This window comes from Sphingobacterium bovistauri, from assembly GCF_020295405.1.
GTDB lineage: Bacteria > Bacteroidota > Bacteroidia > Sphingobacteriales > Sphingobacteriaceae > Sphingobacterium > Sphingobacterium bovistauri.
On the sequence record NZ_JADEYP010000008.1, the window covers coordinates 73,870 to 99,295 of the forward strand.

The 25,426-nt window shown below is 34.6% G+C and carries 16 protein-coding genes; 15 read left to right on the forward strand and 1 reads right to left on the reverse strand.

What is annotated here, in order from left to right; genetic code table 11:
* Nucleotides 1–28 precede the first annotated feature (28 nt).
* From IPZ78_RS06095 to IPZ78_RS06110, 4 genes are read left to right on the forward strand one after another with little or no spacing between them, the layout of a single operon-like run.
* On the forward strand, nt 29–2,545 hold the full coding sequence (locus tag IPZ78_RS06095; protein ID WP_225552109.1) for an L-rhamnose mutarotase: 2,517 nt from the start codon (nt 29–31) through the stop codon (nt 2,543–2,545).
* Nucleotides 2,546–2,554: 9 nt separating this feature from the next.
* The gene (locus IPZ78_RS17305; RefSeq protein WP_225552110.1) at nt 2,555–3,640 is read left to right on the forward strand and encodes a Gfo/Idh/MocA family protein; all 1,086 of its coding nucleotides are present in this window, start codon (nt 2,555–2,557) and stop codon (nt 3,638–3,640) included.
* Nucleotides 3,637–5,208, forward strand: coding sequence for a sodium:solute symporter family transporter (locus tag IPZ78_RS06105; RefSeq protein ID WP_225552111.1), 1,572 nt, complete (start codon nt 3,637–3,639; stop codon nt 5,206–5,208). Before IPZ78_RS17305 ends, IPZ78_RS06105 begins: the two co-directional genes overlap by 4 nt.
* 45 nt (nt 5,209–5,253) lie before the next feature.
* Nucleotides 5,254–6,606 (forward strand): glycoside hydrolase family 88/105 protein, encoded by a 1,353-nt coding sequence (locus IPZ78_RS06110; protein ID WP_225552112.1) that lies wholly within the window; start codon nt 5,254–5,256, stop codon nt 6,604–6,606.
* A 45-nt stretch (nt 6,607–6,651) separates the two neighbouring features.
* On the opposite strand, the gene IPZ78_RS06115 is transcribed toward IPZ78_RS06110, so the two are convergent.
* Nucleotides 6,652–7,419 (reverse strand): IclR family transcriptional regulator, encoded by a 768-nt coding sequence (locus IPZ78_RS06115; RefSeq protein ID WP_225552113.1) that lies wholly within the window; start codon nt 7,417–7,419, stop codon nt 6,652–6,654.
* A gap of 308 nt (nt 7,420–7,727) precedes the next feature.
* Between IPZ78_RS06115 and IPZ78_RS06120 the strand changes: the two genes are divergently transcribed.
* The 11 genes from IPZ78_RS06120 to IPZ78_RS06170 all read left to right on the forward strand — a co-directional run bounded on the left by IPZ78_RS06120 (nt 7,728) and on the right by IPZ78_RS06170 (nt 25,377).
* Nucleotides 7,728–10,844, forward strand: a complete 3,117-nt coding sequence (locus IPZ78_RS06120) for a SusC/RagA family TonB-linked outer membrane protein (RefSeq protein WP_225552114.1) — start codon at nt 7,728–7,730, stop codon at nt 10,842–10,844.
* A 25-nt stretch (nt 10,845–10,869) separates the two neighbouring features.
* Nucleotides 10,870–12,417: a RagB/SusD family nutrient uptake outer membrane protein gene (locus IPZ78_RS06125; RefSeq protein ID WP_225552115.1), complete on the forward strand. Its 1,548-nt coding sequence runs from the start codon at nt 10,870–10,872 to the stop codon at nt 12,415–12,417.
* A gap of 36 nt (nt 12,418–12,453) precedes the next feature.
* A complete protein-coding gene (locus tag IPZ78_RS06130; protein WP_225552116.1) occupies nt 12,454–13,605 on the forward strand; it encodes an ABC transporter substrate-binding protein in 1,152 nt (383 codons plus the stop codon).
* A complete protein-coding gene (locus IPZ78_RS06135) occupies nt 13,605–14,753 on the forward strand; it encodes a CaiB/BaiF CoA transferase family protein (protein WP_225552117.1) in 1,149 nt (382 codons plus the stop codon). Before IPZ78_RS06130 ends, IPZ78_RS06135 begins: the two co-directional genes overlap by 1 nt.
* 2 nt (nt 14,754–14,755) lie before the next feature.
* On the forward strand, nt 14,756–15,898 hold the full coding sequence (locus IPZ78_RS06140) for a CaiB/BaiF CoA transferase family protein (RefSeq protein WP_225552118.1): 1,143 nt from the start codon (nt 14,756–14,758) through the stop codon (nt 15,896–15,898).
* Nucleotides 15,891–17,114, forward strand: coding sequence for an extracellular solute-binding protein (locus IPZ78_RS06145; protein WP_225552119.1), 1,224 nt, complete (start codon nt 15,891–15,893; stop codon nt 17,112–17,114). Before IPZ78_RS06140 ends, IPZ78_RS06145 begins: the two co-directional genes overlap by 8 nt.
* Nucleotides 17,111–18,184, forward strand: coding sequence for a Gfo/Idh/MocA family protein (locus IPZ78_RS06150; protein ID WP_225552120.1), 1,074 nt, complete (start codon nt 17,111–17,113; stop codon nt 18,182–18,184). The genes IPZ78_RS06145 and IPZ78_RS06150 overlap by 4 nt, the downstream gene beginning before the upstream one ends.
* A gap of 47 nt (nt 18,185–18,231) precedes the next feature.
* On the forward strand, nt 18,232–18,675 hold the full coding sequence (locus IPZ78_RS06155) for a MaoC/PaaZ C-terminal domain-containing protein (RefSeq protein WP_225552121.1): 444 nt from the start codon (nt 18,232–18,234) through the stop codon (nt 18,673–18,675).
* Nucleotides 18,676–18,742: 67 nt separating this feature from the next.
* A complete protein-coding gene (fucP, locus tag IPZ78_RS06160; protein WP_225552122.1) occupies nt 18,743–20,050 on the forward strand; it encodes an L-fucose:H+ symporter permease in 1,308 nt (435 codons plus the stop codon).
* Nucleotides 20,051–20,330: 280 nt separating this feature from the next.
* Nucleotides 20,331–23,456, forward strand: coding sequence for a SusC/RagA family TonB-linked outer membrane protein (locus IPZ78_RS06165; protein WP_225552123.1), 3,126 nt, complete (start codon nt 20,331–20,333; stop codon nt 23,454–23,456).
* Nucleotides 23,457–23,487: 31 nt separating this feature from the next.
* On the forward strand, nt 23,488–25,377 hold the full coding sequence (locus tag IPZ78_RS06170) for a RagB/SusD family nutrient uptake outer membrane protein (RefSeq protein ID WP_225552124.1): 1,890 nt from the start codon (nt 23,488–23,490) through the stop codon (nt 25,375–25,377).
* The last annotated feature ends 49 nt before the right edge of the window (nt 25,378–25,426 follow it).

The window sequence follows — 25,426 nt, forward strand, 5'->3', positions numbered from 1 at the left end:
TAAATAGAACTTAAAGATTACTTATTTTATGAGAGTTGTTAAACATATTATTCTGAGTTCAATAGCTATATTGATTCTCCTATCCAAAGCTTTTTCAACAGAAATTTATGTGGGTATACATAGTGAAAAGCTTGATAGAGACGGTAGTATGTCTTCTCCATATGCTAATTTGGAGGATGCATTGCGACAAGTTAGAGAATGGCGTCGCCTTGGTGATCCAAAAATAAAATCTGCTGTTTATATTCTGGTTAAAGACGGGGTATATCGGCCTAGTCAACCTATTCTAATTCGGCCTGAAGACTCAGGAACTTTACAAAGTCCGACTTCCATTAGAGGTTTGGGGGATAAAGCTGTGTTTTCTGGAGGTATTACTGTCAAAGGTTGGAGGAGAGTTGGGAAAAATAATCTTTTTGGTGAAAAGCATTTCAAGAATATTTATGTCGCTGATGCACCTAAAGTAGGAGGTAGATATTTTCCTTTTCGTCAGATGTGGGTTGGCGATACTAAAGCTATTCGTGCCGAGAGTCATTCCGATTACGAATTGCCTAGAATTCTTAATTGGAATTTTAAGGAACAAACAGCTACCATTCCAAATGTATTTAAGAATATCGAGTTTAAAGATGGAATGGAGTTTTTTATTCATCAATGGTGGGCTATAGCTCAGCTTAGAATAAAAGAAGCCATTGTTAAAAAAGATAGTATAGTTTTATCCTTTCATGATCCTGAAAGCAAAATTCAAAGTGAACATCCTTGGCCTAGTCCTTGGTTATCTAAAGAAACAGGAAATTCCGCATTTAGGTTGGTGAATTCAATCCAGTTTTTAGATACTCCGGGAGAATGGTTTCTTGATGAGCAGGATCATAAGATCTATTATTATAAGCGAGATAAAGAAGATTTAGAAACTTCGGAAATAGTAGTTCCTTATTTAGAAACGATTTTAGAGTTGAGGGGGACATTAGAAAACCCTGTATCACACATTCATATTGAAGGATTAAATTTTAAGCATAGTTCTTGGATTAGACCTCATTACTTCGGGCACGTTGCCTTGCAGGCAGGAATGTATTTTATAGACGCTTATAAATTAGAAACACCTGGTACTCCTGATAAAAAGGGGTTAGAAAATCAGGCTTGGGTAGGAAGACCGAAATCAGCAATAGTTTTATCACACACAAAACAGAACGAAATTTCAAATTGTAAATTCACACATTTAGCCTCTACAGCGGTTGACTTTGAAGAAGCAAATTATAAAGATTCTTTTACAGGAAATCTAATTAAGGATGTGGGTGGAAATGGTGTTTTGGTCGGTAAATTTTCGGACGAACAATTTGAAGCACATCTACCATATCATCCGAAAGATGAACGTATTGTCTCTGATGGGGTTTCGATTGAGAATAATCTTATACATAACGTGTGTAATGAAGATTGGGGTGCTGTTGGGATAGGTGTTGGATTTGCACGAAATATCAATATTCTAAATAATGACATTAGTGATCTTGCTTATACAGGAATTAGTGTAGGATGGGGCTGGACACCAACTATCAATATTAGTAAGAATAATATCGTTAAGGAAAATAGAATTACTAGGTATGGAAAATTTATGTATGATGTAGCTGGAATATATACTTTGTCAGCACAACCTGGTACAATCATTCAAAATAATCTTATCGATAGCATTTATTTATCTCCATATGCACATATTCCAGATCATTGGTTTTATCTCTACACTGATGAAGGATCTGCTTATATGAATATTTCGGACAATTGGTATCCAGAAAATAAAATCTTAAAAAATGCTAATGGACCTTCAGTAGAATGGAAAGAAAATGGACCACAAGTAGACTTGGCTAAAGTGGCAAATGCTGGATTATCTTCAACATATAGATCCCTTCTGAAATATCAAAACAAGGTAGAAGATAGATCAAAATTTAATAAACATATTCCTTTTGACAAACCCGTTTATGTCCAAATTAGTGACCCTGACGGGTCAATTTCAGCGAAATCTTTAGAAAGTTTTATCCAAAGGCAAGGTGCAGAAATTAAACAAATTTATCGTTGGAAAGGCTATACATTGCTCAAGACCACAGACGATATCGCTCAAAAAATATCGAGTGCTTGGAAAGCTGATTTTCCCGCTGTAAAGTGTAAAGTATTTAAAGAGATTTTCTATTCATTTGAATCGAAACAGCACTGTCCAACAAATTCTGAATCAGACGAAGAAGATTTTGTAATACTTACAGCTCAGTTAGTTGATGACCCAAATAAACGTGACCAATATTATCAATATCATAAGGATCAGTTTGAACAATGGCCAGAAATTTCCAAAGGATTTTGTAATGCTGGATTTAATGATGTGACGATGTACAGAAATGATCATCAACTCTTATTATATATTTCATATCCTAAGGGTAAAAGTTTTGATGAAATAAACGCTTTGACAACTAAGGATAATCCTAAAGTAGAAGAGTGGAACAAACTTATGAGTACTTTTCAACGAGGTATACAGGGAACAGCAGCAAATGAATCATGGATATTTTATAAAAAATAATTATATAAAGTGGAAAAATTAAGATTAGGAATTTTAGGACTTGGAGAAGGTCGTAGTACAATGTCGGCGGCACTAAATAGTGAAAAGATAGAGCTCGTTCAAGTTTGTGATCTCAATGAAATAATGTGTAGACAACGTGCTAAAGAGTTCGATTTTCATAATTACACAACCAATTATTATGAACTTTTGGAAAATCCAAATATTGATGCAATAGCTATTTATACACCAGATCATTTACATGCAGAGCACATTAAGTTAGCTTTACAACATGGTAAACATGTTGTTTGTACAAAACCGTTCATTGATGATTTAAGCGATGCAAATGATTTATTGGCTCTTTCAAAAAAAATGAATAGGCATGTATTTGTGGGGCAGAGTTCACGATTTTTTGAACCAATGAAAAAACAGCGTCAGGATTTTGAAGAGGGCCTAATAGGTGAATTAATAACAGTAGAAAGTTATTACCATGCTGATCACAGATGGTTTCTAAATAAACCATGGTCATTGAATGAGAAATTTAAATGGTTGTATGGCGGGTTAAGTCATCCGGTTGATTTTATTAGATGGTACCTCCCTAATATTGATGAAGTTTTTGGCTATGGTATGCTCAGTCAAAATGGATCTATAAATGGATTGAAAAATCAAGATACCATGCACTTTGTATTTAAAACGGATGATGACAAAGTAGCTAGAGTTAGCGGAGCATATACAGGGCCGGTTCAACCAGCAACACGTGACAGTGAAATGAGCTGTATTCTTAGGGGGACTGAGGGGGCGAGTCAGGCGGACTATATGGATCTAAGATACGCTGTTACGGATAAAACTGGAGAGGAACGGATTTTGACTTGGGAGCACAAGCTGAAACACTATTTTAGATTTGAAGGAAAGAGTCATCATGCAGGAGAATATCAAAATTATCTTGAGTATTTTGCTGAGTCCATATTTTCAGATAAGCCTGCTTTCCCAGATATTAAAGAAGGTATTGGAACTATTGCATTATTACAGGCAATGGATGAAACATTATCTTCTGGCAAACCAGTGCGTCCTAACGATATTTTAGCTAGCTATAATATCAAACTTAGTGATTTGAAATGAATACCATATTACAAAAATTAACTTTTTTAGACTACTTAATTGTAGTAGTCTATTTATTTATACTACTTCTGATAGGATTATTTTCATCAAAAAAGAAAGATAGTGGTCTGGAGCATTTTTTGGCGGATAAATCTTTAAGTTGGTATAGTATAGGCTTCAATATGTGGGCTACAAATGTTGGTCCATCATTATTGCTTGCTTTCGCAACGGTTGGTTATACGACGGGAATTGTTGCGGTAAATTTTGATTGGTACGCCTTTGTTTTCTTGTTTCTTTTAGCAGTGGTATTTGCGCCGAGATATTTGTCTCTAGGTGTTAAAACACTACCCGAATTTATGGGTATACATTTTGGCTCAAGGACGCAAACTATACTTGCTTGGTATTCCTTAGTAAAAATGCTTATATCTTGGCTATCCCTTGGGTTGTTTGCAGGTGGTTTTTTAGTAAGACAAATTTTGGGTATCCCCATGTCTTTATCCATCATTGTTTTGGTTAGTTTAGCTGGATTATTTGCGTACACAGGTGGATTGAAGACAATTGCTAAAATCAATATTTTTCAAATGATTTTATTGATTTTAGTTTCAGCACTTTTGACTTTTCTTGGTATACAAAAAATTGGAGGCATAGATGCTTTATTCACATCTACCCCCGAAAGCTACTGGTCATTAATTCGCCCTTCATCAGATGTAGATTATCCTTGGTATGCGATTTTGCTCGGATACCCAGTAGCAGCTATCGCATTTTTCTGTACGGATCAAGCAATGGTTCAGTCGGTATTAGGAGCAAAAAGTTTAAAACAAGGACAATTGGGTATAAATTTTATCGCTTGGTTGAAAATTTTATCCTTACCATTATTCATTTTGACGGGTGTAATCTGTTATATTTTATTTCCCAATTTGGAAGATCCATCATTGGCCTACATGACTATGGTAACAAATTTATTCCCTACGGGTATGAATGGATTGGTAATCGTAGTCTTAATCGCGGTATTAGTTGGTACTATTGGCTCATCACTCAATTCACTAAGCACGGTGTTTACAATGGATTTGTATTTGAAGCACATAAATCCAACTGCGACTACGAAAGAAATTATTCAAACAGGTCGATGGACTGTTATTGTCGGGTGCATTATAGCTGTACTGATGGCTTTAGCAATTGATGAAATAAGGGGTCTTAATTTATTCGATATTTTTCAGTCAATTCTTGGGTTTATAGCACCTCCATTAGCTGCCGTATTTCTTCTAGCAGTCCTTTGGAAAAGCACAAGCCGATTGGCAGTTAATACATTACTAACTTTTGGAGCTTTTTTATCTCTGGGAGTCGGGATAGCGTATCTATGGGTTTTTCCCTCCAAAGAATTTGATTTTTGGCCTCATTATTTGATGATATCTTTTTATATTTTTGTCTTACTAATGGTCATCGGAGTAGTTATTTCTTTGCTATATCCCTCAACTATTCAGTCAAATAATACCACTGAAGTTAAACTCGAAAAAACGAGTACTATTGTTAACATCGCATGGCTATTATTGCTTGTTACTATGATCGTATTATATGTGGTTTTTTGGTAAATAACAATCTAAAACCACAAATTATCTTTAATTAATTAAAAATCTATGAAAAATATTTTGTACATACTTTTAATTTCAATATTTATATTTTCATGTGCTTCTCCTAAAAAAGAAAGTGCTGTTTTATGGTCTCAGAAGATGGTGGAATCCCATGGGCTGAGAGATTTTTATTGTAATAGACATTTTCAAGGAAAACTTGATACTACGGGATGGGATTATGTATCGGGGTTGGTTGCTTTATCAGTTTTAAAAGCTTGGGAGCAGTATCCTGAAAAAATGGAATATTACCAATCGGTGAAACAATTTGCTGATAATTGTATTAATGAAGACGGTACTTCAATAATTTCAAAAAATGGAAAATCGGCTCTGAGACCAAGTAATATTGATGACCTCCCAGCAGGTCGTGTATTTTTCACTTTATATAAGCACGAGATTTCAAAGGGAAATAAGAAGGATGCTGCACGTTATAAAAATGCTTTAGATCTTATCAGAAATACATTGAAATTCAATCATAGTAGAATAGGAGACAGCTTACCTGGTGCAGGAGGATTTTTCCACAAAGCAATATATCCTAATCAAATGTGGTTAGACGGCTTGTATATGGGCTCACCAGTGTATGCTGAATGGGAAAGTACATTTGGCAAAGATGATAAATTAGAATATTTGTCTAGTTGGGATGATATTGTCTTACAATTCAAAACGATACATCAAAAAACATATAATAAAGATGTCCAATTAAATTATCATGCTTGGTCAGCATTACCGACTGATTCCAATTCATTTTGGTCTAATTTGCAAGAACCATATTTGGGCTGTAGTAAAGAGTTTTGGGCGAGAGGAATGGGCTGGTATTTCGCGGCCTTAGTTGATGTTTTGGAGTATATGCCGAATGATCATAAAGATTATGATTACATGAAAGAAATAACTAATCAAGTAGCTGCAGGACTTAAACGTTGGCAAGATAATGAAACAGGTCTTTGGTATCAATTATTACAGTACGATTCGAGTGTGCATGCTGATGGTGTAGGGGATATAATCAATGGTGTGGCACATAATGTTGGTGATGCTTCTAATTATTTAGAGTCTTCTGCTTCATCTATATTTACCTATGCATTTTTTAAAGGTGTGCGTCTAGGTGTTTTGAATCAAAGTGAATATTTACCAGTTGCTAAAAAAGCTTATCAAGGTTTATTAGATAATTTTATTGTAGCGAAAGATGATAAAATTGACATCATTCAAAGTTGCGCTTCTGCAGGATTAGGCCCAGCTAAAGATCTATCTAGAACAGGAACTATTAATTATTACCTAGCAGGAAAGGATGTTGGGCTTGCAGAAAACGAAGGTAAGTCGATTGGAACTTTTATATTAGCCTCTCTTGAATATGAAAAATTGAATTAAACTTCCTTAAATTTAGTAAACAGACATAGAAGGTAAGGATCTATATTAATACAATCCTAAATTACCTTCTATGTCTTTTTTACAAGCTAAAAGTGTAGCTATTATTTCATCATTTTGCAACTGTTCGTTATTCTTAATAGTCAGTAGTTTAGATATAGTCAGGCAAGCCATTATTCCTGAAGAACTATTCCCAATTGGAACTGAAAAATCAATTACGCCTTGCGCATATGTACTTGACATTTCTATATAGCCTTGATTTTTAATGATATCTAGGTTTGTTTGAAATTTTTCCTTTTCACTTACAGAAAGGTTTAAATAGCTTTCATCTTTGTCAAGTATTTGATTGCGCGTTTCTTTATCCAAAGAACTTAAGAGTATTTTACCAGATGCTGTATTAAAGATGTCATACAAATTTCCCTCTTCAATCATTACTGAAATCGGAAAAGGACTTTTACTATAGGCTATAACCAATACTTTATCATTGAATAATACACCTAAATGACAGGGCTCTTTTACAATTAATGAAGTTTGCTTCATCGGTTGTAGTGCTGCTGAACGAAGCTTTTCAATAAATGATTGATGGTGAGATAAATAGTACAATTTTAGAGTTAGTGAATACTTAGACGATATGCCATCTCGGTGTACATAACCTCTAGATTCAAGTGCAGATAACATCCTGTAGATTTCATTAGGACTTTTATTCAAACCTATAGCTATCTCACTTTGAGATTGAGCAGCAGGCTGTTTTGCAAGAAATTCAATAATATCTAGCCCTTTTTCTAATGCAGGAGCCTTGTACTTATTGTTATCCATAAATAAAAATTACAAAGATTTTCTGTTAATAATTTTATAGCTCTATACTTAATAGACTATAGTTGTATTCTAGTGCAACGACTAAAAATATATAATATTAGTTCGAAAGTACTCTAAATATGAATACAAAATATAAAATATTATCCATTTTCCGATTCATTTGTCGTTTGTAGCCTTTGGCAAGGCATTATAAAAATATGAATAAAATATTTACCATAATTTTATTCATATTCAAATATAATATTTATATTTGAATATACATCAGTGCTCACACTTACTAGTATACATAACCAAGTATAAATAAATCTATGTTAAAGCAAAGTTTACATTTCTATGTGTCAATGTTAGTATTGGTACCTAGTATTTCAAATTTAAAAGCAACAACTGTAGCTTACGAGAAATCCTTATTTCAACAAACTCCTATTACATACAAAGGAAAAGTAGTTAATAACACTAACGAACCAATTAATGATGTATCGGTTAAATATGCTGGAAAGACTGTTAAAACAGACAACAATGGTAATTTTTCTATTGTATTAGAAAATGCAACAGAAGTGCAGTTTTCTGCAATTGGTTTCCAAACAAATACTGTTTTCATTTCCAAAAATGAAGAATCAACTATTGTATTACAATCAAAAGATGAGGAATTAGAAGAAGTCGTAGTTGTTGGTTATTCTACACAAAAGAAAGCTAATGTTTCAGGATCAGTTGCAAGTGTTGATGGAAAGACTCTTAATCAACGACCAGCTCCTAATGCAGGAAATTTATTGCAGGGAAGAATACCCGGCTTGCAAGTAACACAAGGATCAGGAGAACCGGGAAGAGATTCTCCTGGATTATTGATTCGTGGTAGAGGGAGTTTTGGAAGCAGCGTTTCACCACTGGTTTTGATAGATGGTGTAGTTGGTTCTTTGCAATCGATATTACCTGCAGATATAGAAAATGTTACAGTATTAAAAGATGCGGCTTCAGCTGCAATATATGGGTCTAGAGCAGCAAATGGTGTTGTTTTAGTAACAACTAAATCTGGTAAGAAGGGTTCAAGCTCTATAAATTATTCTGTGAATTACGGGAGACATCTTCCAACTGCAGTTCCAGATTTAATTACCAATTCGGCTGAATATATGGAAATGTATAATATTGCAGCTCAAAGGTCAGGTATATCCTTTCGTTTTCCAGCTCAAGATATTGAAAAATATAGAAATAGCACCGATGATGCTTATCCCAATTTTGATAATATTGATTATTATATAAATAGTGCAAATGTGGTGAACCACAATATATCCCTTTCTGGAGGAGCAGAAAAAAGTACATACAATCTTTCTTTAGGTTATCTTGATCAAGATGGTATGATTGAGGGATATAAATTTAAAAGATGGAATGCTTTATTGAACTATAAAAATGATATCAGTAAGTACGTCAAAGTAGGAACAATAATTAATGCGACATATAGAGATCGTAAAGAACCACCATTCACCGGTGAAAACATGGCTTTAGCTATTTATGCAGCAGGTCCACTGTATGGTCCTTTTTTACCAGATGGTAGTGGAAGAGTTGTTTCAAGAGCATACCAAGATGAAGGGCGTAATAGAAATCCTCAAGAATATTATGCGATGGGTAATCAAAATACAAAAGATTATAATTTAAATGCCCAAGCTTTCATTGAAATTAATCCGTTTAAAGGTTTAACTTGGACAAATAAAGTTGCCATAAATTATGAAGATAATGTTTATAAAATGCATCAAAAACCATATGACGCATATTTATTGCAGGGACGTGATGCTTCTACTGGTGATTATATAAAATCTTCATTTGGACCTGATATTTTAGGTGTTACTGACCAATATTCTAAATCACTAACGCCTACAATTTATTCTGTTTTAAATTATAATACAAGTGTCGGAAATGGTCATAATATATCTGCTTTAGCAGGCTATGAGCAAGTGTCCTATAAAATACAAAGTTTAAGAGGACGTCGTACAGCAACGGCCTATCCTAATTTAGATGAATTGCAGGGATATTTACCTTCAGGAGAGACCCTTTATTTTACGCATCCAAGGCTTCCATCATTAATTACTCCTTCGGAATGGGCACTTCAATCGTTTTTTGCGCGTTTAGCATATAATTTTCAAGATAGATATATTTTAGAATCCAATTTAAGATATGATGGAACCTCTAAAGTATCTCCTGATTATCGATGGGGGATGTTCCCTTCAATTTCAGGAGCATGGGTCGCATCAAAAGAAGAGTTCTTTAATAATGCCTTTCCTTGGCTATCGGAATTTAAATTGCGCTCTTCTTATGGAGTATTAGGTAATCAAGATATTTCAACTTATGCATATCAGAATGTGCTTGATATAAATGGGATATATTATTCTTATGATAATAGCCAATTATCACAGGGAGCAGTTGTAAATAGGTTTATGGATCAAAGCTTGAAATGGGAATCTACAAGTATATTTAATTTGGGAATCGATGCTACGCTTAAAAATAGAGTATTAGGATTTACGTTTGATTGGTTTAACAAAACTAGTTTTGATATTCTAGCACAACAACCTATTCCAGCCAGTTTGGGTTTAAGTAGTCCAACGGTTAATGATGGTAAATTACGTAATAAAGGGATAGAATTAAATCTATTCCATCAATATAAAATTGGTGAAGTTAATTATGGATTGAATGCTATGATTTCAACTGCATACAATGAGCTGTTACATATCCGAGTTCCAAATTATGGGAATAGAATACGTGAGATTGGCCAACCTTTTGATGCGCACTATTTATATGTATGGGATGGTGTTTTTCAGGAAGAAGATATCAATAACCCCAATGTTCCTGAGCATCAGTTAAATCCTAATCCTCGTGCAGGAGATTTAAAAATGAAGGATATAAATGGTGATGGTAAGGTTGATGTTAATGATAGACAGGTAGTGGCGGGAGCTTATCCTGATTTTACCTATTCGTTTGGACTAAATCTGGGGTATAAAGGATTTTCATTAAATGCTTTTTTTCAAGGTATTGAAGGTGTGAAAAATAGAGTGGAGAATTGGGGGGTTGATCCATTCATGCAGGGCACAGCACCAACTACTGAATGGCGTAATGCGTGGACTGCCGAAAATAGAAGCAATGAAATTCCTGCTTTATACGTTGCCGGTTATCAGGGCGTTGCTAACTATAAAGCATCTACTTATTATTTGCGTGATGCATCTTATTTGCGATTGAAAAACTTAATGTTATCATATGATGTACCTGTAAGTTTTATGAATAAATTAAAAGCAAAGAATGCACAAATTTATTTTTCTGCAGACAATCTATTTACTATAACAGAATACAAAGGAGCAGATCCTGAAAGGGCAAGTACTTCGGGGAATTTTGCCCAGTATCCGCAAGCCAAAATATTTAGTTTGGGCGCATCTTTAACATTCTAATTTCGCTTTCTAAAAATTATAAAAAATGAGAAAAATTAATCTAAATATATTGATGGGCGTTGCATTTCTATCTCTTTGCAATGTTTCATGTGATGGTTTTCTTGATAAAAACCCCTTAATAAGTGTTTCTGATGATATTTTTTGGAATAATGAAGAGGATGTAAAAATTGCTCTAGCAGGAGTATACTCAAGGCTTCAAGAAAATTTCATGGGGTATGAAAGAGTATACTATGATGCACTGAGCGACAATGCATTCCCTGATCCTGGAAATAGTAATCAGGCTAATATTGGTAGTTTAACAATTGGTGGCATTTCTCCAGGGTTAGGTGGCGCGATGGTAAATATGTACAGTACTCCCTATAAATTAGTGTCATCTGTAAATTATTTTCTAGACAACATTGATAAAGCAAACTTGGGTGAGAGTAGGGGCAACAATTATAAAGCAGAAGCACGTTTTTTACGTGCATTGGCTTATTTTGAATTAGTTCAGCAATTTGGAGGTGTAGTAATTTATAGAAATTTCGTAAGTGAGCTTCAAGATGTGAGAATTCCAAAATCGTCAATTGAAGAGGTATATGAATTTATATATGAAGATTTAGATTTCGCAATACAACATCTTTCGAACGAAAAATATAATGGCCATGCTGTAAAGGCTAGTGCACAAGGAATCAAAGCTCGAGCTCTCATGGTGCAAAATAAATGGACGGAGGCTATTCCATTGTTACGTGAGATTATTAACGACAATAAACATGGTTTAGCTGATGATTATGCATCAATTTTCACTACGAATGGACAGGCTAAAGATAATATTAATAAGGAAATATTGTTTTCCACATGTTATCTAGCGCCGAATAATGTACATCGATTAAGGCCTGGTGCTGGAGGTCTTGACATTGAACTAGGCTGGTATGCATTAATGCAGCCTTATCAAAATCTTGTGAATGCCTATGGAATGAAGGATGGCAAAAGCATTAGTGAATCAAGTTTATATGATTCCGAAAAGCCATATGAAAACAGAGATCCCCGTCTATATGCCACTGTAAAACTCCCAACTGATGTTTGGAGAAATCCAAATACTAATGCAGTTGTGCCTATTTATAATACATATACAGGATTTCATACAAAGAAATATGTTGATCTAAACAGATTACCTTTTACAAATGCAACAGCTGCAATGTCTGATCAGGATTATATCCATCTTCGTTATGCCGATATATTGCTAATGCTTGCTGAAGCATTAAATGAGTCAGCAGGACCTTCTATTGAAGCCTACGATTTAGTAGATCAAATTAGAGGACGAAAATCTGTAAACCTACCAGCTATAGACAAGACAAAATATAGTACACAGAGTGCTTTACGTGAGCAAATTAGAAATGAAAGAAGGGTTGAGTTTGCTTTAGAGGGACATAGGTATCATGATCTTAAAAGATGGAAAATTGCACATGAAGTTTTACCTAAACTATCTAGTCCTTCTGGTATTCCTTATGTCTTTGAACAACACAATTATTATTTGCCATTTACGATTACAGAATTAGATAATAATCCTAATCTTATACAGAATGAAGGATATTAAATAATTTTCAATGACCAAACCACTTACACAATTATAATGAATAGTAAAATACAATTAAAAGGAATAACATGGGGGCATAGTAGAGGATACGTACCAATGGTAGCATCTGCTCAACGCTTTGAAGAATTAAATCTAGGTGTTGAAATTATATGGAAGAAACGTACGCTTCAAGAATTTGCAGATAAATCAATTATGGAACTAGCTCATGAATATGATTTATTGGTTATTGATCATCCATGGACAGGGCATGCCTCTAAAGAAAATATGTTAGTTCCTTTTGATGATTATCTTTCAGCAGAATATATGCAAGATCAAAAAAGTAATTCTGTGGGAAAATCATATGAAAGCTATAATTTTCAAAATAAACAATGGGCGCTAGCAATAGATGCAGCTACGCCAGTAGCCGCATCTAGAGCTGATTTGCTCGAAGAAATGGGGTTGAAAATTCCGGAAAGTTTTGATGAACTTATAGATCTTGCAAAATTGGGTAAAGTAGGATTTTCATTAATACCTGTAGATGTATTGATGAGTTTTTATATGTTTTGCTGCTCGTTAGGCGAAGAGCCCTGTCAGTCTAAGGACTATGTAATCAGTACAGAAGTTGGAGTAAAAGCATTAAAGTTATTTAAGGCATTATCTGACCTAGTTGATGAACGTTTTTATTCTAAAAATCCATTTATGGTTTATGAAGACATGGTCAATAATGATGATATCGTTTATTGTCCCTTTGCTTATGGTTATTCAAACTATTCAAGACATGGTTATGCAAAAAAGACGTTAACATTTCATGATTTGGTTACTTTAACTGCTGGAAAACCTATGATTAGTACTTTAGGAGGTGCTGGATTAGCTGTGTCTTCAAAGTCAAAAAATATAGAGCTAGCTGTTAAATACGCTGAATTTGTAGCTTCACCTATTGTTCAATCTACGATTTATGTTGAAAATGGCGGTCAGCCTGGTCATTTAGCTGCATGGCAGAATGATGTAGTAAATGCAAATAGTAAAAACTATTTCAAAAATACACTACCAACTCTTCAAAATGCTTATCTACGTCCGCGCTATTATGGACATTTATATTTCCAAGATAATGCCGGTGATATAGTTGTCGACTATTTGAGATATAGTAAGGATGAAAAAAATGTTCTAGAATCTTTAAATAAATTATATAAAGAATCCCAAGATAAGTAATGAAAAAGCCATTAGAAGGATTAGTTGTATTAGAGTTTTCTCAGTTTTTGGCTGGACCGACTGCTGGTTTACGCTTAGCAGACATGGGGGCTCGTGTTATTAAAATTGAGAGGCCCAATGGAGGTGACGCTGGGCGTCAAATTGCTATTAAAAATTTATTTGTAGAGGATAGTAGCCTTGTATTTCATACTATTAACCGGAATAAAGAATCATTTGCTGCCGATTTGAAAGATCCAGAGGATTTGGCATTAGTTAAGAAATTAATTGAAAAAGCAGATGTGATCACACATAATTTTAGACCTGGTATCATGGAAAAACTTGGGCTAGATTATGAAAATGTGAAGCTTTTAAATGATAAAATAATATATGCAGTAGTAACTGGGTATGGGACGAAAGGACCTTGGTCAACTAAACCTGGACAGGATTTATTAGTTCAATCGGTTTCCGGATTAACATGGTTGACAGGAAATAAGCAAGATGGTCCTATTCCTTTTGGTCTATCTGTAGTTGATATGTATTGCGCAACGCATCTTACACAAGGCATATTAGCAGCATTAATAAGACGTGCTAAAACAAATAAAAGTGCTTTAGTAGAAGTTAGCTTATTGGAATCTGCTTTAGATATGCAATTTGAAGTGTTGACATCATTTTTAAATGATGGAAATAAAAATCCAAATAGAAGTGAAATAAGGGGGGCAGGTCATGCTTACCTAAGTGCGCCTTATGGAATTTATAAAACAACTGATAGTTATATCGCTATTGCAATGGGGGATATTAACAAACTTTTAAATGTACTATCAATTGATGGAAAGGAATACTCAGATTCAGCAACATGGTTTAGAGATCGTGATACAATATTAAAAATATTAGGAGAGAATATTCTTTCTTGGAATGCTAAAGAATTGGAACTATTGCTTGAAGAAAATGGCTTTTGGAGTGCAGAAATAAAAAATTATACGGATTTTCTAAATAGTGATGGATTTTTACAATCTAAGATGTTACATTATGTCAAATTACATTCAGGTAATACATTAACTACAACGCGAAGTGTCTATCAAATTGATGGAAAATACTTTTTGAGCGATAAACCTGCCCCTAAAATTGGAGAACATAATGCCGTTATTTTTAATGATTATTTGAACGATTGATTATGCTACCTTTAGAAAACTACTTAGTTATTGACTTTAGCCAATTTTTGGCGGGACCATTAGCAAGTTTAAGACTTGCTGATCTTGGTGCTCGTGTAATCAAGATTGAAAAACCATTAACAGGAGATATTTGCAGACATTTATATACTTCTGATACTATTTTAAATGGTACATCCACAGTATTTCATGCGATCAATAGAAATAAAGAAAGTGTTGCTCTTGATATTAAAAATGAAGTAGATAAAGCTGTAATAACAGACTTGATTAAAAAAGCAGATGTCGTAATCCATAATTTCCGACCAGGTGTAATGGAAAGATTAGGCTTTGATCAATCAAGTGTAAGAAAGATAAATACGAATGTTATCTATGCAGAAATATCAGGCTACGGAGTGGATAACCCTTGGTCAAGTAAACCTGGTCAAGATTTACTGTTACAGTCTATGACAGGTATGACTTGGTTAAGTGGGAATGCTAGTCATGGACCCGTACCAATGGGCTTATCTATTGTAGATATGTTCGCTGGATCTAATCTGAGTTCTGCAATACTGGCATGTCTATATCGAAAGGTGATTCATAATATTGGGGCGTATGTACATATATCTATGTTAGATACAGCGGCTGATATTCAATTTGAAGTAATAACGACATATTATCAAGATGGTGGGCAATTGCCTAATCGTACAGAGACAAGTAATGCTAATGCATATTTAGGTGCGCCATACGGAATATATAAAACTAAAGATGGCTTTCTCACGCTAGCTATGGGTTCTATTCCTCAATTGGGGCAGCTATTAGGTTGTGCCCAATTGGGAGAGTTTATGCAGGCATCAGAAGCGTTTGAAAGACGCGATGAAATTAAAAATATTTTAACTAAACATCTTCAAAATCAAGATACTGCATATTGGCTAAATATTTTAGAAGCAGCTGATATTTGGTGCGCTGATGTATTATCTTGGAATCATCTGTTTGAGCACGATGGGTTCAAAGCAGTTGAAATGATCCAAACAGTAAATATGGGTGATGGATTTCAATATGGTACAACACGTTGTCCAATTCGTATTGATGGTAAGCCTATCTTTTCAGAGCAAGGATCACCGAACTTAGGTGAGCATAATGAACAAATATTAAAAGAGCTTTATGGATAAATTACGATTTGCGGTCAGAAAATTCGGGCCTTTTGAGGATGTATTAGAATCATTGTTGAATTCATACAATGAGCTCAACAAAAGCGCAATAGATATTGAATTTGTACCAATGGATTTAGAAGAATTATATTCTGAATTGATTATAAAGGAAGGTCTTAAATCTGGAATTTGGGATTTGGTACATATTAATACGGACTGGATCTCGAAAGCCCATTCTCAAAATAGTTTACATATTCTAAACAATTTTTTAGAAAAAAATCCGGTAGAAGATTACAAAAATGCATGGAGTAAGAGCCTTTTATATTTTCAAAATTTTGATAATGATATTCTAGCTTTACCTTTTCATGATGGTCCTGAATGTTTAGTTTATAGAAAAGATTTATTCCAAGATCCAAAGGAGAAGGAAAATTTTCAAAAGCAATTCAAGCGTCCATTAAAAGTTCCTAAAACATGGGATGAATTTTTGCAAGTAGCATCATTTTTTAATAGACCAGAACAAAATTTATTCGGTACCATTTTCGCAGGTTATCCAGATGGGCATAATGCGGTATTTGATTTTTGTATTCAGATTTGGTCGCGGGGGGGAGAGCTTCTAAATAATGACGGGAAAGTAGTTGTTAATAGTCAGATTGCTGTTCAGGCATTAGATTTCTACAGGCAATTATTTAATAATGAAAACTGTTTGCATTCCCATTCAAAATCTTACGATTCCGTAAAAGCAGGAAATGCTTTTGCTCAAGGTGAGGTGGCAATGATGGTGAATTGGTTTGGCTTTGCTTCTTGGGCTCAAATTGATAAAGACTCAGCAGTGAAAGGAAACGTTGATATAGCTTCAATTCCGACAATGCCAGGGATAAAGCCTATTTCCCTTAATGTATATTGGCTTACAGCAGTAGCTACAGGAAGTAGAAATAAGGACCTTGCCTATGATTTTTTAAAATATTCCATAGGAAAAGAGCAAGATAAATTATTGACGTTAACAGGCGGAGTAGGTTGTAGATTTTCTACTTGGTATGATGAAGAAATCAATTCCAAAATACCATTTTATAATAAATTAGGTGAATTGCATGAAATCGCAAAAACATTGCCTAAGATAACCAATTGGCCAGAAATAGCTCATATTATAGATAATGTCGTGACTGAATCTATAACTCAAAATGAGGATAGTTATCTATTATTGTCTATGGCTCAACAAAAAATAAATAGATTAACATGATACCTATTGAATATAAAGTAACACTTCCAAAGGTAAATTTACCAATTGTTATAATTGGAGCTGGAGGGATAGTTAGAGATGCGCATTTACCAGCTTATCAAAAAGCAGGTTTCAATGTATTTGGTATAATCAATAGAACACGTGCCAAAGCCGAGGTATTAGCCCAAGAATTTGAAATACCTCATGTATTTGACACCATAGAGGAGGCTGTGAATAATTCTCCAGAAAACACGGTCTATGATATTACGATTATGCCTACTCAGTTTATTGAAACTTTAGAAGCATTACCTGATGGAGCTGCTGTATTGATTCAAAAGCCTATGGGGGATTATTTCGTTGATTCAAAAGCTATTCTTGAAGTATGTAGGCGTAAAAAACTAGTAGCCGCAATTAATTGTCAGCTTCGTCAAAGTCCATTTGTGAATGCAGCAAGATGGCTGGTGGATAATAATTATTTAGGTGAGATTTATGATATGGAAGTTCGGGTTAGCATTCATACACCTTGGGAATTATTCCCACACGTAATGATTCACCCAAGACTTGAGATACTATATCATAGTGTTCACTATATTGATTTAATACGTTCTTTTCTAGGTAATCCAATTAGTATCTATGCGAAAACATTTAAGCACCCAGCAAAAGAGCTCTCCTCGAGTAGGTCTACTATGATATTTGATTTTGGTGATACACTTCGTGCTGTAATTAATACAAATCATGATCATGAGTTTGGCGATAAGCATCAAGAAAGTTTTATTAAATGGGAGGGAACAAAGGGTGCTATCAAAGCGAAAATGGGTTTATTGATGAATTATCCGCACGGTGTGCCTGATAAATTTGAATATTGTATTAAAGGTGATTCCGAAAATTTGGATTGGGTGGAAGTTCCGTTAGAAGGCACATGGTTTCCAGATGCTTTCATCGGGAGTATGGGTAGTTTAATTCGCTTCAAATTGGGTGAAATTGATGTTTTAACTGCCAGTGTGGAAGATGTAATTCACACCATGGCGGTCGTGGAAACAGCCTATAAGAGTAGCGAGAATGGGGGGGAATTCATTAATTATTTATTATAAATAATTTGAAATAGACCAATTAAACAGTTATAACTAAATTATAAATTATGCATTTTGAATCGTTATTTTTTGAAGATTATACTCTACAGGATAAAAGGGTGACATTAGGGCGAACAATTACTGAAACTGACTTTGTCGTTCATGCAGGTCATACAGGTGATTATTTTCCACATCACATGGATGCAGAGTGGTGTAAGACACAGCCATTCGGTCAACGAATCGCGCACGGTACTATGATATTTTCTATTGGTATTGGACTTACAGCGTCAGTTATAAATCCTGAAGCTTTTTCAAAAGGATATGATCGTTTACGTTTTGTTAAGCCTGTATTTATTGGCGATACAATTCATGTCGAAGTGATTATTTCTGAAAAATCTGAAGCTAAAAATCCAGAATATGGAACTGTCATAGAACATGTCAAAGTGATAAATCAACATGGAGATGTGGTACTGGTCGCTGACCATATATTATTAGCCAAACGTAAAAGTTAAGAAAAGGTATAAGATTTAATAATCATTTATACTGTATGATAAACCAAAATTAAATATCAATCTACCAATGCATATCAACACGAGTAATTCAGCAAAAGGAAATGAGTCTTCATCAAAAAAATATCTTTTACCATTTATATTAATTGTAAGTCTATTTTTTTTATGGGGAATGGCTCACAATTTAAATGGGGTTTTGATTCCTCATTTAAAAAAGGCATGTCAGTTAAATAATAGTCAATCTGCTTTAATCGATACTTCTGTTTTTCTAGCCTATTTTGTTATGGCTCTTCCGGCAGGATATCTATTGCGAAAAATTGGTTACAAGACATCGATTATTATAGGGCTCTTTGCCTTTTCAATTGGAGCATTTTTATTTATACCTGCTGCTAATATGCGTATGTATGAAATGTTTTTGGTAGCCTTATTTATTATTGGATGTGGATTAGCAATTTTAGAAACAGCAGCAAATCCTTACACCACATTATTAGGACCAGCAGAGACTGCTACAAGTAGAATTAATTTAGCGGCTTCCTTCAATGGTTTAGCAGCAATGCTAGCTCCAATATTGGGGACAATTTTCATTCTTTCAGGAAAAAATTATACTGAGCAAGAATTAAATGTGATGTCAGAACCAGATCGCTTGACATACTTGATGTCTGAAGCATCATCTGTAAAATTACCTTATTTTATATTAGGATCAGTATTACTAATCGTAGCTATTCTTTTTATTTTTATCAAGCTACCAGAAATCAAGAATACAGACTCCCCATCTGATAATGAAAATAGTAATAAAAGTATTTTTTCAGTTTTAGCAAATAGAAATTTAGCATTCGCAGTTATAGCACAGTTTTTTTATGTTGGAGCACAAGTCTGTGTTACCAGTTTTTTTATTATGGTAGCGCAACAGGGAGCTGGAGTGGATGAAAAAGTAGCAGGTTATGCATTAGGTATTTATGGATTGTTATTCATGGTGGGACGTTTTATAGGTACCTTCTTTTTAAAATATATTTCAGCAAAACGTATGCTAGCCATATGTGCCAGTGCGACGATATTACTTTCGTTGATTGCTATTTTGGGTTCAGGTATGGTTGTATTATATGCCCTAGGTGGTCTTGGATTATTTATGTCAATTATGTTTCCAACTATCTTTTCTTTAGGGATAATGGGGTTAGGTGAGCAAACGAAATCAGGCTCATCATGGTTGATAATGTCTATAGTTGGAGGTGCTGTTTTTCCATTTTTCATGGGTGAGATTGTAGATCGTTGTGGAAACATGCAATTTGGATATCTAGTTCCTTTCGTCTGTTACTTAATTATCTTATGGTATGCAACAATTGGTTATAAGAATCCTTTAGTTGAACCAAAATTAAAATAGAATTCAAACGAAAAATAGCAGATTAATAAATAGCTTCCTAATTAGACTAGGTTATTAGATATTGTTTCAAGCCAATCTTTAATCCCTCTAATTTATAATACTTAACTGTCTGAATAATTAGACAAAATCTTTAATATTATGATAAAATTGTATAATAAAATGGTAATTAAGGGAAATATAATTGGTGTAATCTATTTATATATTTGAGAATAATAAAGCCAAAATTGATATACTACCCAGTATATTTTTGATAACCATTGTAGAAGTATAAACTATATCTATGTTAAACAAATTTAGAAGAACTTGGCCTTTAGCATTTTTAGCTATAGGTTCTACCCAGTTCAATATTTCATTGACTCATGCAAATGAAGTCATTGAATTAAGGCAGCAGACTTATAAGGTCTCAGGGAAGGTAAGTAATGTGCAGGGGCAACCGTTATCTGATGTAACTATTAGTGCATTTGGTAAGAGTGTGCGTTCAAATACCAGTGGAGAATATTCGATTGAACTTGAAAAAACAGGAGAAGTTACCTTTAGTTCAGTAGGATACGCTCGGCAGTCATTTAAAGTTTCCTCAAATCAAGTATTAAATGTTGTACTAAATGCTCAAAATGAAGAGTTAGAGCAAGTAGTCGTAATCGGGTACGGTAGTGTAAAAAGGAAAGATTTGACAGGTGCAGTCTCTTCAGTAAAAGCTGAGGATATTGCTATGGCTCCAGTAGCTAACCCTATTGAAGCAATTCAAGGTAGAGTTGCAGGTCTAGATATTGCAAGATCTTCAGGTCGCGCTTCATCTGGTTCGGAGATATTATTACGTGGTAATAGATCTTTAACAGCAGGCAATAGTCCACTCTACATTGTGGATGGAATACCTGGTAGCATAACTAATTTAAATCCAAATGATATAGAAAGTATTGAAGTGTTAAAAGATGCGTCTTCAACTGCTATTTATGGTTCTTCTGGAGCTAATGGTGTAATTATTATTACGACCAAGAAGGCTAAAGAGGGTAGAGTATCAATTAATTTGGATGCTTATGCTGGTATTAATTCAAATGGTAGATACCCGTCAGCACTTTCAGGCGATAAATGGTTGCAATATTTGGAAGATAGTTTTGAGGCTACAAATGGTCGAAAATCAAACGATAGAACAGAATTATTAACGGCTTGGAGTTTGAATCCTGAGCAGATTGGAAAATATTTAGATAATAACCAATGGATAAATTGGACTGATGAGACATTACAAGATGGGGTTCAACAAAACTATTCATTATCTATTAATGGTGGAACTGAGAAGACTCAAGGCTTTTTTTCGTTAGGCTACAATTCTACTAAGGGGATATATCGCAGTGACCAATCAAACCTGTATACTGCAAGAACAGGTGCAAATACTAAAATTACCAACTGGCTAAAAGGAGGTATAGTATCGGGTGTTACTTGGCGAGATAATGAGACACGTCCAAGTCGACTTAATAAAACATTTGATTTAGCTCCTTTGGGTGAAGTTTATGATAGTGAGGGTAATATAAATGTTTACCCAATTGAAGGCATGACGGCTCCTAGTTTGTTAGCGGATGATATTCCCAATACATTGCGTAATAATTCTAAGGATTTAGCATTAACGATTAATCCACACATCGATATCGATATAGCTAAAGGTTTAACATTTAGGTCAATTTTAGGCGCTTCATTAAGTAATCAACGAAGTGGAGCTTTTAATAGTGATCGTACATATATGATGTTGGCAGGTAGCTCAGCGCAAGTGCGCAATGCAAGCGTTACATCAAATCTTAATTATGGATATGTTTGGGAAAATATAGCAAATTATAATACCACTATAGCAGAAGATCATAGCCTGTCTGCAACTGTCGTTTCATCTTGGGCACATAATCAATCTGAGAATTCGATGGCTTACAATGAAGGCTTTTTGTATGATGAATATTTATGGTATAGTTTGCAAGGGGGTACAGTACCCAATGTGAGCTCAGGATATAATATGAGTAAAAGAATGTCAGTTGCCTCTCGCTTAAACTATGGTTACAAAGGACGTTATTTATTGACATTGACGCAACGTACAGATGGTGTTTCGCAATTGGCACGACGCTGGGACACTTTCTTGGCAGCAGCGGGAGCTTGGAGAATTAGTGATGAGAAGTTTATGCAAAACATAAGCCAAACGGTTAATAATCTAAAGTTAAGAGTGTCATATGGTGTTTCAGGAAACTCTGGAATTAGTCCTTACTCAACGATGACTGAAGTAACTAGTTCAGGTCTTGATGCTATTAATTTAGGTGGTGGTGTTCTACCGGTGAGTGTACTTACGCGTACCGTTGGTAATCCTCAGTTAGGGTGGGAGAAATCATACAATTTTAATATTGGTTTAGACTTAGGATTATTCAACGATAGAGTTCAGGCGGTAGTCGAATTATATGATACAGACACTAGAGATGTATTATATGCTAGAAGTTTGCCCTTTTCAAGTGGAGGATTTACTCCTAAGCTTCCATATCAAATTACAGGAAACTTAGCAAAAATGAATAACAAAGGTGTTGAGGTAACCTTAACAACTAAAAACATTAATACGGAGTCATTCAAATGGAATTCTACACTTACATATGCTTACAATAAGGAAAGAGTTCGTTCGATTGACTTAGGAAGTGGAACATCTGTAGATGACTTAGTTTCTTTAGGATTATTCATGGATGAACCTAGTAAAGTACTATATGGATATAAGAAATTGGGGGTATGGCAAACGAATGAGGCTGCTGATGCAGCAGTATTTGGATTGTTACCTGGAGATGTAAAGACACAATCAAAGCTTACAAGATTAAGTGAAGGTGTATGGGTAGATAATACTGCTGAAATTCCTATTGAATATTCGGCCACAAATCAATATTCTATTGCAGCGGGAGATAGAACAATCATAGGTCAAGGTAGTCCAAACTGGACAGCAGGATGGCAGAATACATTTCTTTTCAAAGGTTTTGACTTAAATATTTTCACAGTAGCGCGTTGGGGACATCATATAGATGCTAATTTATTGGGATATTTTAAATATAAATCTCTAAATATGCCTTCAATATATGATTATTGGACACCAGATAATCCGACGAATGATTACCCAAGGCCATATTTGAATAGAACAACGAATAAAACAAATCCAGTATTAGGGCTCAATGTTGTGGATGGTTCATTTGTTAAAATTAAGAACATTACATTGGGTTATACCTTATCTGAAAAAGTAGGAAATCGCCTAGGATTCTCGAAATTAAGAGTTTATTCTACAATGTATAACCCTATCATTTTCGCGAAAAGTCATTTGCTAAAAGATATGGATCCTGAATCGGGGGCATCAGATGAGTTTCCTCTATATAGACAAATGGTTTTTGGCCTTAATTTGTCTTTCTAATTGTATGATGAAAAACGAAAAAACTAAAATTATGTCAATTAAAAAACTAACATATAAACTTTCTTTCGCATTAATACTTGCAGGGGGTATGAATTCATGTTCTTTGGAAGAATGGAATCCTTCGACGGTGGATGTTGAAACAGCTTATAAATATAAATCGGGCTATGAAAGTTTAATCAATTATTGCTACGATGGTCTTTACTATTTTTATGGTAAAGTAGATGGTATTGGCGCTATGGAAATGGGAACTGATTTGTGGACTAATGTTGGCAATACGGAATCAGGATTTATTTTATATAATAGTAATATGAATGCCCAACTGGGGACATTAAATACTATTTGGAATGGTATGTATTCTACAGTTAACTATTGTAATACTGCAATTCATTATGCTAACGTCGTAGAAGGTTATACACCAGAAGAACGAAATAAAAAGGTGGCTGAAGCATATTTTCTTAGAGGGTGGGCTAATTGGCACTTAGTCGAACAATTCGGGGGGATATCTTTAACTACGATTCCTTCTACAGTCTCGGGAGCAGTTAGTAGCCCTAAGCGTAGTACGGAAAAGGAATTTTATGATTTAATAATTGAAGATCTGAAATTTGCTGCGGCAAATCTTCCAGATAAAGTAGCTGGAGAACGTGGTCGTGTGACAAAGAAGGCTGCTTATGCGATGCTTGCCAAGGCATATTTACAGCGTATCCGTTTAGGTGAAAATGTCCAAGAATATGCTAAACTGGCATTGGAGGCTTCAGAAGAGTTAATCAATAATGGTGCTAAATATGGTGTAGCATTGTATCAAAGTGATGCAAATACTTCTGGATATTCTAAACTTTGGGCTGGACCGAATAATAAAAATAATACGGAGTTTTTATTTCTTGAGGCTGTTGACCACGTTGAAGGTCGTAATCCTGAAGGATGGAATAGAGGGCGTACACGTCAATATTATTTGATGGATGCCCGCACTGTTGGTGCACCATGGGGGACACAAGAAAATGATGCTATCTTAGGTCGTGCAAATAGCAGGATTTTTAAACCTACTAAGTATTTGTTAACCGAAGTATTCCAGCCGGTGCGTAATCCTGCAGATACTCGTTTTAGTGAAACATTTTTCCATGAATATTATAATGCTACATGGGCTGATAAAACGATAACTGCATCAATGGTCTCACAATATCGCAAGAATCCAAATCTAGTAGGTCGTGTGATCAAAAATACTGCTGCTACGGGTAGTAGTTTGGTACAGGGCAATCGCGCAATAAATCATTATGGATTAGTTAATATGGTCGATAATAACAATGATGGGTATTTAGATGGTTTATCTATTTTAACACCTAATTATGTTATGTCTACTCAAGAAAAGTCAGATTTACCATTTTGGGTTGCCGATCCATCAGATTGGTTTGATGCTGAAGGTAAATGGATTAATGCGCAAACAAATACGAGGACTACAGCTGAATATGAAATATTTCCTTCATTAAAGAAATTTTCAAGTAAAGAATATGTCTATGATAGACAATACTGGATGGGTGATATCCCAATTATAAGATTGGGAGAGGTATATTTAATTGCCGCTGAGGCCGCACTTTTACAGAATAATGATGTTAATAAAGCGCTACAATATATCAACACACTTCGAAAAAGAGCTGCTAAGTCATCTAGAGAAAGTGAAATGCTAGTAGCTGCGGGGGAAGTTAATCTAGATTTTATATTAGCTGAGAGAGCAAGAGAATTAGCAGGTGAACAAACAAGATGGTATGATTTGAAAAGATTGGGCAAGTTGACTTCAGCATATTTGAAAGATACGAATCCAGAAATATTATCTTTCGATCCATCTAAACATGTGAAAAGACCTATTCCGCAAACATTCTTGGATGCAATAGCAAATCCGGTAGAATTTGGACAAAATGATGGCTACTAATTAAAACAGTTAGTATAATACAAGAAGCTGATATGGTAAATATCAGCTT

Bases quoted from the DNA above. Each gene is read 5' to 3' on its own strand.
- IPZ78_RS06095 (WP_225552109.1), top strand. From the start codon at position 29: ATGAGAGTTGTTAAACATATTATTCTGAGTTCAATAGCTATATTGATT.
- IPZ78_RS06125 (WP_225552115.1), top strand. From the start codon at position 10,870: ATGAGAAAAATTAATCTAAATATATTGATGGGCGTTGCATTTCTATCT.
- IPZ78_RS06105 (WP_225552111.1), top strand. From the start codon at position 3,637: ATGAATACCATATTACAAAAATTAACTTTTTTAGACTACTTAATTGTA.
- IPZ78_RS06120 (WP_225552114.1), top strand. From the start codon at position 7,728: ATGTTAAAGCAAAGTTTACATTTCTATGTGTCAATGTTAGTATTGGTA.
- IPZ78_RS06165 (WP_225552123.1), top strand. From the start codon at position 20,331: ATGTTAAACAAATTTAGAAGAACTTGGCCTTTAGCATTTTTAGCTATA.
- IPZ78_RS06145 (WP_225552119.1), top strand. From the start codon at position 15,891: ATGGATAAATTACGATTTGCGGTCAGAAAATTCGGGCCTTTTGAGGAT.
- IPZ78_RS06170 (WP_225552124.1), top strand. From the start codon at position 23,488: ATGTCAATTAAAAAACTAACATATAAACTTTCTTTCGCATTAATACTT.
- IPZ78_RS06135 (WP_225552117.1), top strand. From the start codon at position 13,605: ATGAAAAAGCCATTAGAAGGATTAGTTGTATTAGAGTTTTCTCAGTTT.
- IPZ78_RS06150 (WP_225552120.1), top strand. From the start codon at position 17,111: ATGATACCTATTGAATATAAAGTAACACTTCCAAAGGTAAATTTACCA.
- IPZ78_RS06155 (WP_225552121.1), top strand. From the start codon at position 18,232: ATGCATTTTGAATCGTTATTTTTTGAAGATTATACTCTACAGGATAAA.
- fucP (WP_225552122.1), top strand. From the start codon at position 18,743: ATGCATATCAACACGAGTAATTCAGCAAAAGGAAATGAGTCTTCATCA.
- IPZ78_RS06140 (WP_225552118.1), top strand. From the start codon at position 14,756: ATGCTACCTTTAGAAAACTACTTAGTTATTGACTTTAGCCAATTTTTG.
- IPZ78_RS06115 (WP_225552113.1), bottom strand. From the start codon at position 7,419: ATGGATAACAATAAGTACAAGGCTCCTGCATTAGAAAAAGGGCTAGAT.
- IPZ78_RS06130 (WP_225552116.1), top strand. From the start codon at position 12,454: ATGAATAGTAAAATACAATTAAAAGGAATAACATGGGGGCATAGTAGA.
- IPZ78_RS06110 (WP_225552112.1), top strand. From the start codon at position 5,254: ATGAAAAATATTTTGTACATACTTTTAATTTCAATATTTATATTTTCA.